Below are 9,723 nucleotides of genomic sequence, written 5' to 3'. Positions count from 1 at the left end.
GGCTGGTGCCGCGCCGCTTCGACGGATTCGCGCCCGGCCTGCTGATCTTGCTGCGGCCCGGCGCGAGCCATGCGCTGATCGAGCACGAGAAGGTCCATGTGCGCCAATTCTGGCGCTCCGGTGGCCTGATGGGCGTGCTCTACCTGCTCAGCCCGCGCTGGCGCCTGCGTTTCGAACTGGAGGCCTACCGCGAACAGCTCAGGCACTGCGAGCCATCCGCGGCGCGCCAGTTCGCCCGCATGCTGTCTCGTCACTACCGCCTGAAGATCTCCGAGGAGCAGGCGTACCGCCTGCTGACGATGCCGGCCGGAGAGTGACGTTCACCATGGCATGCGCATCAGTGATGGCCGCCGCCTCCGCCGCCTCCGCCGCCGCCATGGAAGCCGCCGTGGAAGCCACCACCGCCCCCATGGAACCCGCCGCCATGAAATCCGCCACKGAAGCCACCGCCGACGCGCATCCCGGGCGCACGGAAGAACGCGTGTGCGACATGGTGGGCATGATGGAAGCGATCGATGAAGATCACGCCGCCAAACGCCACGCCATATGGTGCCCAATACCACGGGTCATAGTAGGGCGCGGCGTAGGTAATCACGCCCGCGTCGCCGGTGTCGACCATCTGCCAGCTGCCATCGGGTTGCAGGCAGGCCAGGCCCTGGACTTGCTGCAGGACGCCGTTGATCACGGCCTGTCCCGACATCTCCTCGCAGGGTGGGCCTGATATGTCCTGGCCTGCCGCCGGCAGGCCAAAGCCGAGGGCGGCCAGTGCCGCCGCCGCGGCTGCGAAATGCTTGCCCATGGTTGTTCATCCCGAGCGAGAACTCCCGACGTCACGATACGGCCTACGGCGCTGGTTTTCCGGGGGAGGGGCGAGAGCGGTGAAAGCGGTCTGTGATCGCAGCGCCCCGTTCCGGCATGTCCGTATGGAATCCGGTCTTATCTGAAGGCACATCGGTTTGCCTGCGGGTCCCGTTTCCGTGTCCATCGCGGAACGGTCCTGCACACGATGTAAACGGATCAGGTGCCGGCTTTATTCCCCCGGAGCACGGGATTTATCGGCCACCGCTCAACGCCATTCCTCGGGGGCGCCGCCCAGGCTGCCGCACACGTCCAGTGCAATCTCCCGCAGGCGCGGCTCGGTGCTTTGTCCCGAAACGGCATAGCCCGCGCCGCCGGTGGCCCAGTAGAAGGTGCGCCTTTCATTCTCGCGCAACACGCTGACCGAGGGATGCGTGGAGGAGGCAGAGGCGATGTACAGGGTCAGCCGCTCTCCCGCCGGGTTCTCGTACATCAACTGCGCCGCGGGGCCGGTTGCGCCGGGCAGCAGCCGGCCACCCATCAGCTTGTAGCCGAAGTCGTCCAGCACCGGGATGGTCAGCGTGCGCGACAGCCGGCGCGACAGCCATGCCACGAGATGAGCCTGGTCGGATGCGGGCACCTCGACCGGGTGGCGTTGCTCGACGGCAAAGACCGCATAGGCCAGGTCGGCATGGCGGGCAAAGGCAGCGGGGTCGGCCGCGGCACCCGGCAAGCGGGCGGCGCCCGTGCCGAGCGCCAGGCCGACGACCAGGCACCCCAGCGCCGCTGCGCCACGCCACCACCAGTTCGGCCGCGCGCGCACCACCAGGTAGCGCGCATCGTGCTGCGGCGGAAACAGCGCCTTGAGCGCGGCGCACTGGCGCCGGTAGTCGGCCACCCGCGCGGTGGCCTGCTCGTCATGCGCCAGCCCGGCCAGGGCTTCGGCTTGTGCCCGTGGCGACAACTCACCGTCTACCAGGGCCGACAGACGTTCGAGGTCCGGCTCCGGCGGCGTGGCAGGATCGCGATCGTCGGTCATGACGTGCTCCTCACGGCTTTGAGTTGGGTGGGGCGCTGGCCGGCGCCATCCTGGAGAAGGGCGCGCAGGTGCTCGCGCGCGCGCGACAGTCTCGACATCACGGTACCCACGGGCACCTGCAGGATCGCGGCGGCCTCCCGGTAGCTCAGTTGCTCCAGCGCCACCAGCAACAGCACCTCGCGCTGGTCCGGAGGCAGCCGGTACAGCGCGCGCTGCACATCGCGCAACAGCAATCCCTCGATCTGCTGGTCCGGCGATTCCAGCCGCTCCCAGAGCGGGTCGCCGTCATCGACGGTGAACTCATGCCGCTTGCGCAACTGGTCGATATAGAGGTGGCGCAGCACGGTCAACAGCCAGGCGCGCGTATTCTTGTGGGCGCGCAGCGAGGCCCAGCCGAGTGCGCGCTCAACGGTGTCCTGCACGAGGTCGTCCGCCCAGGCGGCGTCGCCCGTCAGCGCGCGCGCATAGCGCCGCAGTTGCGGTAGCCAGGCCGCCAGATCTTGCTCCAGGCTCACCGCAGCCAGCCGGCCAGGCTGCCCGGTCGGCTGCCGCTGTAGCAAGGGGCGGGCGAGCCGCCGGTGAAATATGGCGCCGGCGCCATGGCGGCGGGCAGCACGGCCGGAATCAGGCGAAGCACTTCCAATTCGATCTCCTCGTGTCCTGCCCTGGATTGCCAGGCTGATGCATGAGGCAGGACTCCGGCGACCGGCCGCAGTGTCGATCRATCTCCTCGACATCGCGTCTGTCCTCACACCGGGTTCCGTTCGGCCTGCCCAATACGGTAAACGAGCCGCGACCGGGATTTATTCCCGCCGCTCGGGCAGGAGGCGCAGGGCGTTGATGCGGTCATCAAGCGATCACGCGATCGAGACGCGCAGGGCCGTTCAGTGTTCAAGCGCCGTGCACGGGCTTGCGGGCATCAAGGGGGGAAGGTCGGCACGCATGCCGCCGGGGGCGACCAGCGCTCGTGGCCGGCGCGCGTGCCGCTTGCCAAGGCGGGAGCGCAATGACGCAACCCGCAGGCCGCCGTGTGACAGGGAAACTGGCGGAAGCGGTGAGATTCGAACTCACGGATGGGTCACCCCATCGGCAGTTTTCAAGACTGCTGCCTTAAACCACTCGGCCACGCTTCCGGGAAGGAAAGAGCGCGCATTATAGCAAGGGAGCTGCGCCTGGTCGCGTGCTCTTGGGCAGGATTGCCTGATGTGGTCTTGTCGGTGTCTGTCGGACAGGGCGGAACCTTCGAAGTGGTGCCGGGCTCCTATGATGCGTGGGGGGGCGCATGGCGACAGGGCCGCGTTCCCCGGCTTTCGGCAATGCAAGCCATTGCGGTCAACATTGCGGTCAATCGAGGAGGATATTTGATGAAGGGCAAAATTCTGGTGGGTGTGGCGGCAGCGGTCGCCGTGGCGGGTCTGGCCGGATGCGCGGCACCGGGCGGCGGCTACAGCGGTGGCTATAACGGTGGGTATGGCGGCGGCTACAACAACGCCCCGCCGCCTCCGCCGCAGCAGCAGCCCGCCTACCAGACTCCGGGCGCCACCACCTACCAGGCGCCACCCGGATCGGTGCTGTACGGCCGGGTCGAGTCGATCGAGCCGGTCACCACGCAGCAAAGCAGTTCGGGCCTGCTGGGCACCGTGATCGGCGGCGTTGCCGGCGGCTTGCTGGGACACCAGATCGGCGGCGGCACCGGCAATACCGTCGCCACCATCGGCGGCGCGGTCGTGGGTGGCGTGGCAGGCAACCAGGTCGAGAAGCGTGCCAGCAGCGGCACCGAGACCGTCTATCGCGTCAACGTGCGTCTCGACGATGGCCGCATGGCCACGGTCACGCAGCGCAATGTGAGCAATCTGCGCATCGGCGCCCGCGCCCAGGTTGCCAACGACATGGCAATGCCCTATTGATCGAAGGTGCCGCACGATGCAATCGGCCACCCGCGAGGGTGGCCGTTTTGCTTGCAGGGGCGCTGCCGGGGCTCAGCCCTTCAGGAACATCTCCTGCAGGTCGTTGAGGAAGCGGCGCCCCAGCTCGGTGGGCCTGATGGTGGCCAGATCGGCTTCGAGCAGGCCCTTTTTCTCGGCGGCGGCCAGGTCGCGGCTGATGGTATGCAGCGGCAGGCCGGTGTGGTCGAAGAAGGTGCTGGCCGGCACGCCGTCGGTCAGGCGCAGCGCGTTGAGCATGAACTCGAAGGGGAGATCCGCCGCGGCGACGTCGTGGCTTTCCTGCACTGCGTTGCCGGCCATGGCCTGCGCCATGTAGGTGGCCGGATGCTTGTGGCGCATCTGGCGCAGCACGCGGTGCGGGAACGAGAGCTTGCCGTGCGCGCCGGCGCCGATGCCGAGGTAGTCGCCGAAGCGCCAGTAGTTCAGGTTGTGGCGCGCTTCGCGATGGGGCCTGGCATAGGCCGAGGTCTCGTAGTGCCGGTAGCCGGCCTGCGCGGTGCGCGCCTCGATCAGGTCCTGCATCTCGTAGGCGCTGTCGTCGTCCGGCAGCGCGGGCGGGAACTTGGCGAACAAGGTGTTCGGCTCGAGCGTCAGGTGGTACAGCGACAGGTGCGTGGTGCCGAACGAGAGCGCGGTTTCCAGGTCCTGCACGCATTCCGCCAGGGTCTGCCCCGGCAGCGCGTACATCAGGTCCAGGTTGACGTTATCGAAGTTGGCCAGCGCGATGCCGATGGCGGCACGCGCCTCGTCGCCGCCGTGGATGCGCCCGAGCGCGGCGAGGTGGCGGTCGTTGAAGCTCTGGATGCCGATCGACAGGCGGTTGATGCCGCTGGCGCGGTAGCTGGCGAAGCGCTCGGCCTCGAAGGTGCCGGGATTGGCCTCCATCGTGATCTCGGCGTCGGCATCGAGCGGCAGCAGCGCGCGGATGTCGGACAGCAGGCGGTCCATGCCGGCGGCCGACAGCAGGCTCGGCGTGCCGCCGCCGATGAACACGGTATGGACCTGGCGGCCCCATACCAGCGGCAGCGATTGTTCCAGGTCCGCCCGCAGCGCATCGAGATAGGCGTCTTCCGGGATATCGTGGCTGCCGTCCGCGCCGGGCACGGCATGGGAGTTGAAGTCGCAGTACGGGCACTTGCGCACGCACCACGGGATATGCACGTAGAGCGAGAGCGGCGGCGACGCCGGCAGCGAGAGCTGGCCGGGCTGCAGCCACAGCGACTTGGTGTCCGCCGGCGCGCTCGCCGCGCCCACGGGAATGATCGGGATCATGGCTGGCCGTGCTGGCCCGAGGCGCGCAAGCGTTCGGTCAGCACCTTGAGCGCCAGCGCGCGGTGGCTGACGGCGTTTTTCTCCTCGGGGCTCAGCTCGGCCGCGGTCTTGCCGATCTGCGGCAGCAGGAAGTGCGGGTCGTAGCCGAAGCCGGCATTGCCGCGCGGTGCGTCGACCACCTCGCCGGCCCACACGCCTTCGGCGATGACCGGGCGCGGATCGTCGGCGTGGCGCACCAGCACCAGCACGCAGTAGTAGTAGGCATGGCGGTTGAGCTTGCCGGCCAGCTGCGAGATCAGGTGCGCGTTGTTGGCGGCATCGGACTTTGCCTTGCCCACCAGTTGCGCGTAGCGCGCAGAGTAGACGCCCGGCGCGCCGTCCAGTGCGTCCACGCAGATGCCGGAGTCGTCGGCCAGCGCCGGCAGGCTGGCCAGGCGGCTGGCGTGGCGCGCCTTGGCGAGCGCGTTCTCGACGAACGTGGCGAAAGGCTCTTCGGCTTCGGGGATGCCAAGCTGGCCTTGCGGCACCACGTCATAGCCCAGCGGCGCCAGCAGGGCGCCGAACTCGCCGAGCTTGCCGGGGTTGTTGGAGGCGAGGACCAGGCGTTGCATTGCGTTCACCGTATGGGATCCAGCCATCAGGCCAGGCCCAGCGCGCGGCGCTGGTGCGTCACCAGGTCGGCGATGCCCTGCTCGGCCAGGCGGGTCATGGCGTCGAGATCGGCGCGGCTGAACGGCGCGCCCTCGGCGGTGCCCTGCACTTCGACGAAGCCGCCGCTGCCGGTCATCACGACGTTCATGTCGGTGTCGCAGCCGCTGTCCTCGGCGTAGTCGAGGTCGAGGACGGCCACGCCGTCCACCATGCCGACCGACACGGCCGCGACGAAGTCGCGGATCGGGCTGGTCTTGATCAGGCCGTCGCGCAGCATCGCGGAGACGGCATCGTGCGCGGCCACGAAGGCGCCGGTGATGGCCGCCGTGCGCGTGCCGCCATCGGCCTGCAGGACGTCGCAATCGAGGTGGATGGTGTATTCGCCCAGCGCGGCGAGATCGAACACCGAGCGCATGGCACGGCCGATCAGGCGCTGGATTTCCTGCGTGCGGCCGGTCTGCTTGCCGCGCGCGGCCTCACGGTCCGAGCGGGTATGGGTGGCGCGCGGCAGCATGCCGTACTCGGCGGTGACCCAGCCTTCGCCGCTGCCTTTCTTGTGCGGGGGCACCTTGCTCAGCACACTGGCCGTGCACAAGACCTTGGTGTCGCCAAACGCACTCAGGACGGCACCTTCGGCGTGGCGGGTGTAGTGACGGGTCAGGGTGATAGGGCGCAGCGCATCGGCAGCGCGTCCACTTGGTCGCATGGGGGATTTTTTCTCGGGAGACAGTCCAGGAGCGGGATTTTACCGCCGCCAGGCCGCGCGCGCCCGTTCGGCGTCTGCATGGCGCGCGGATGGCGCGCCATTCCCGGCTTTTTGCGCGAAGAGTGGCTTATGCGGTACCCCCTGGCCGGATTGCCCGGCCCCGCTCAGCGCATGAAGTTGGTGGTCTTGTCGATCGCGGCGCGGATCTCGGCGATGGAGCGCTCGATTTCCTCCTCCGACAGCAGGTCGGTGTCGCCGCCGTTGTTCTCGAGGATGGAGGTGGTGAAGGTGTTGAGCGGCAGGGTTTCGGTCGCTACCGCCTCTTCGTTGGAGAGATGCGCGTCCAGTTCCCACATCATGGCGATGGCGGTGGTGTTGTCCGCGCCTTCGCCGGCATTCTCCAGGGCCTGCTCGATCAGGTCGGGGATGGCGTGCACCACCGACAGGTGGGTCACCTTGTCGACCAGCAATTGCTCTTCGATGCTGCCCCACAGGCCGTCCGAGCACAGCAGGGCGACATCGCCGGGCTCCAGGCGCAGCGGTCCGCCGATGTCGATCAGCGGCAGGTTGGGGGAGCCCAGGCAGTTGTAGAGCTTGTTGCGTTCGGGGTGGTTGGCCACCTGCATCGGCAAGACGCGCTCCTGCTGCAGCAGGTTCTCGATCTTGGAGTGGTCACGCGTGCGGGTCAGCAGGCTGCCCTTGCGCACCAGGTACAGCCGGGAGTCGCCGGCGTGCGCCCAATGGATCTGGCCGTTCTGCACCAGGCAGCAGACTACCGTCGTGCGCGGCACGTCGGCCAGGCCGTTGGCCTCCGCATAGCGATGGATTTCCCGGTGGGCCAGCATGATGGTGTCCTGCAGGAAATCGGCAGGGTTGCGGATCGACGGCCGGGCCTGCGCCTGGAACTGGCGGGCCAGGGTCTGCAGTGCCTGCTGCGCGGCGACCTCGCCGAGCGCATGGCCGCCGAGGCCGTCGGCCAGCACCATCAGCAGGGCATCGCGCGTGAAGCAATACCCCATGCGGTCCTGGTTGATGCGGCGGCCGCCTTTTCTGCTTTCCTGGTAGACGGAGAATCGCATGTTGGCTGTTGGGGTCGGTTTCTCGAGGGCGGCACTGGGCGCCCTGGTTGTGATTTATTCGCCGCCTGCGCCGATTTCTCCGGCGGGGACGCCGGCGGCAGGTTCGTCGCGCTTGCGCAGCAGCGTCAGGAAGCGGCTGGCGATGGGGCGTTCGGCCGTGGTGGGGGCTGGCGCGCTGGCGGCGGCCTGCTCGCCCAGCGCGTTGGTCTGCTCGCGCAATTCCTTCTGCAGCCGGAACACGCTCTGCGGCCGCTCGGACGGGGTCAGCCGCAGGCACCATTCGACCAGGTCGACCAGGCCGTCGGTGTAGCTGGTGCGCAGGCGCGTGAGCGATTCGGCCATGCGGTCATCCTTCTCGCGCTGGTTCGCCTCCTGCGGCGGCATGCCGGCCATGCAGGCGTAAAGCGTGGCGCCGAGGCTGTAGATGTCGGTCCAGGGGCCAAGATCGCTGTGCTTGCCGTAGAGTTCGGGCGCGGCGAAGCCGGGCGTGTACATGGGCTGGAAGCGCGCCGCCTCCATGGTCAGGATCTGCCGCGCGGCGCCGAAATCCAGCAGGATCGGTGATTCGTCCTCGCGCAGATAGATATTGCCGGGCTTGATGTCGAGGTGCAGCAGCTTGTGGATATGGACCTCGCGCAGGCCGCTCATCAGCGCGTGGAAGACCTTGCGGATGAAATGCTCGCGCAGGACCTTGGCCCGGCCTTGCTGGCGCGCATGCAGGATGTGTTCCTGCAGCGTCTTGCCCAGCTCGTAATTCATCACCATGTAGACGGTGGAATTCTCGCGGAAGAAGTTCACCACGCGCACGACGCTGGGGTGCGAGATGCGCGCCAGCGAGCGGCCTTCCTCGAAGAAATACTTGAGCCCGAGCCGGAACGACGCGGCGCTTTCTTCCGGTACCACCGGGATCAGCTCGCCAGGCTTGCGGCGCGCCAGCGACGACGGCAGGTACTCCTTGATGGCGACGGGCGAGCCGGTCTCGTCAGTGGCGAGGTACACGAAACTGAACCCCCCGCTGGCCAACTTCTTTACAATACGATAGTTGGACAGCAGCGTGCCAATGGGCAGCGGTGCGCTCTTCGGAGGTATTGCGCCCTTGGACTCTGTCATAGGATTCGGGACCTTGATTGCCTCCGGATTGTCCTGACTAATCGATGACTTGTAAAGAACACAATTGCGGCCATTTTTGGCCCTCTTTCCGGCGTTCGAACGGCGCAAGAGCGGGGCAGCAGGCTCCCCGTGCCGCCAGAACCCATGCGGCCAGCCGGCCATTTCGCGAGACTATTCAATGATCCACAGCATGACAGGCTACGGCCTGGCGACGCGCCAGGCGCCGCTGACCGACGCGCACGGCGCGCCGACCGGCAGGACGGCTTCCGTTTCGGTCGAATTCCGTACTGTCAACTCGCGATTCCTCGACCTGTTCTTCCGGGCCCCCGAAGAATGCCGCGCCTTCGAGCCGGCCCTGCGCGAAATGCTCATGGGCAAGCTGTCGCGCGGCAAGCTGGAGTGCCGTATCAACCTGCAGCGTGCCGAGGCCGGAACGGGCGGCGCCACGCTGGCGCTCAACGACGCGCTGCTGACGCAGATCCGTGCAATGGAGGCGACGGTGGCGGCCACCTTCACCCAGGCCGGCACGCTGCGCATGGGCGAGATCCTGCGCTGGCCTGGCGTCCTGGTCGAGCCCGAGCTGTCGCAGGATGCGCTGCGCGAAGCCGTGACCGGGGCCGCCAGGGACGCGCTGGCCCAGTTGCTGGAAGCGCGCCGGCGCGAGGGCGACGCGCTCAAGGCCACGCTGGAAGAACGCATCGACACCATGCTCGCCATCGTCGAGCGGCTCACGCCCGCTATTCCGCAACTGATCGCGCAACACCAGGAGAAGCTGACGGAGCGTCTGCAGGAAGCGTTCAACCTGGTCGCGCCGAACGGCATGACCTCGATGAGCCGCGACGAGATCGGCGAGCGCATCCGCCAGGAAGCCACGGTCTACGGCATCCGCATCGACATCGCCGAGGAGCTCTCGCGCCTGCAGGCCCACCTGAACGAAACCCGCCATATCCTCAAGAAGGGCGGCCAGGTCGGCAAGCGGCTCGATTTCATGATGCAGGAGCTCAACCGCGAGGCCAACACGCTSGGKTCCAAGGCCGCCGCCAAGGAACTGGCCGATGCCTCCATGGAGCTCAAGCTGCTGATCGAGCAGATGCGCGAACAGATTCAGAACCTCGAATAACC

General features: G+C 67.7%; 12 protein-coding genes and 1 tRNA gene. 3 read left to right on the top strand and 10 right to left on the bottom strand.

Translation table 11 applies throughout. The features are described 5' to 3' along the window. Positions 1-2: 2 nt before the first annotated feature. Positions 3-317 (top strand): hypothetical protein, encoded by a 315-nt coding sequence (locus AC1DO7_RS27190; protein WP_477116766.1) that lies wholly within the window; start codon positions 3-5, stop codon positions 315-317. 20 nt (positions 318-337) lie between these two features. Here the strand turns inward: AC1DO7_RS27190 and AC1DO7_RS27185 are convergent, their stop codons facing one another. The 5 genes from AC1DO7_RS27185 to AC1DO7_RS27165 form a co-directional block, all read right to left on the bottom strand. Then, the gene (locus AC1DO7_RS27185; protein ID WP_477116765.1) at positions 338-799 is read right to left on the bottom strand and encodes a hypothetical protein; all 462 of its coding nucleotides are present in this window, start codon (positions 797-799) and stop codon (positions 338-340) included. A 267-nt stretch (positions 800-1,066) separates the two neighbouring features. Then, positions 1,067-1,837 carry an anti-sigma factor family protein gene (locus AC1DO7_RS27180; protein ID WP_441612441.1) on the bottom strand — a complete coding sequence of 257 codons (771 nt, stop codon included), beginning with the start codon at positions 1,835-1,837 and terminating at the stop codon, positions 1,067-1,069. Beyond that, the gene (locus AC1DO7_RS27175; protein ID WP_441612440.1) at positions 1,834-2,352 is read right to left on the bottom strand and encodes an RNA polymerase sigma factor; all 519 of its coding nucleotides are present in this window, start codon (positions 2,350-2,352) and stop codon (positions 1,834-1,836) included. The genes AC1DO7_RS27180 and AC1DO7_RS27175 overlap by 4 nt, the downstream gene beginning before the upstream one ends. Next, positions 2,349-2,480: a hypothetical protein gene (locus AC1DO7_RS27170; protein WP_441612439.1), complete on the bottom strand. Its 132-nt coding sequence runs from the start codon at positions 2,478-2,480 to the stop codon at positions 2,349-2,351. Before AC1DO7_RS27170 ends, AC1DO7_RS27175 begins: the two co-directional genes overlap by 4 nt. 400 nt (positions 2,481-2,880) lie before the next feature. Further along, positions 2,881-2,970: transfer RNA gene (locus tag AC1DO7_RS27165), tRNA-Ser, on the bottom strand. A gap of 231 nt (positions 2,971-3,201) precedes the next feature. On the opposite strand from AC1DO7_RS27165, the gene AC1DO7_RS27160 reads away from it, so the two are divergent. Next, the gene (locus tag AC1DO7_RS27160; protein ID WP_441612438.1) at positions 3,202-3,744 is read left to right on the top strand and encodes an outer membrane lipoprotein; all 543 of its coding nucleotides are present in this window, start codon (positions 3,202-3,204) and stop codon (positions 3,742-3,744) included. Positions 3,745-3,816: 72 nt separating this feature from the next. Here the strand turns inward: AC1DO7_RS27160 and hemW are convergent, their stop codons facing one another. The 5 genes from hemW to AC1DO7_RS27135 form a co-directional block, all read right to left on the bottom strand. Beyond that, positions 3,817-5,055: a radical SAM family heme chaperone HemW gene (gene hemW / locus AC1DO7_RS27155; RefSeq protein WP_441612437.1), complete on the bottom strand. Its 1,239-nt coding sequence runs from the start codon at positions 5,053-5,055 to the stop codon at positions 3,817-3,819. After that, positions 5,052-5,666, bottom strand: coding sequence for an RdgB/HAM1 family non-canonical purine NTP pyrophosphatase (gene rdgB / locus AC1DO7_RS27150; protein ID WP_441612436.1), 615 nt, complete (start codon positions 5,664-5,666; stop codon positions 5,052-5,054). The genes hemW and rdgB overlap by 4 nt, the downstream gene beginning before the upstream one ends. A gap of 26 nt (positions 5,667-5,692) precedes the next feature. Further along, positions 5,693-6,412, bottom strand: coding sequence for a ribonuclease PH (gene rph, locus AC1DO7_RS27145; protein WP_441612435.1), 720 nt, complete (start codon positions 6,410-6,412; stop codon positions 5,693-5,695). 164 nt (positions 6,413-6,576) lie between these two features. Next, the gene (locus tag AC1DO7_RS27140) at positions 6,577-7,491 is read right to left on the bottom strand and encodes a PP2C family protein-serine/threonine phosphatase (protein ID WP_441612433.1); all 915 of its coding nucleotides are present in this window, start codon (positions 7,489-7,491) and stop codon (positions 6,577-6,579) included. Between the two features lie 54 nt (positions 7,492-7,545). Beyond that, the gene (locus tag AC1DO7_RS27135; RefSeq protein WP_441612432.1) at positions 7,546-8,601 is read right to left on the bottom strand and encodes a serine/threonine protein kinase; all 1,056 of its coding nucleotides are present in this window, start codon (positions 8,599-8,601) and stop codon (positions 7,546-7,548) included. Between the two features lie 178 nt (positions 8,602-8,779). On the opposite strand from AC1DO7_RS27135, the gene AC1DO7_RS27130 reads away from it, so the two are divergent. Further along, entirely contained in the window at positions 8,780-9,721 is a 942-nt protein-coding gene (locus AC1DO7_RS27130; protein ID WP_441612431.1) for a YicC/YloC family endoribonuclease, read from the top strand. The last annotated feature ends 2 nt before the right edge of the window (positions 9,722-9,723 follow it).

The sequence above is a fragment of the Cupriavidus sp. 05N40 genome, from assembly GCF_056397305.1.
Note: the sequence above shows the minus strand (reverse complement) of the source record. Positions and strands in the feature narration are given on the sequence as shown.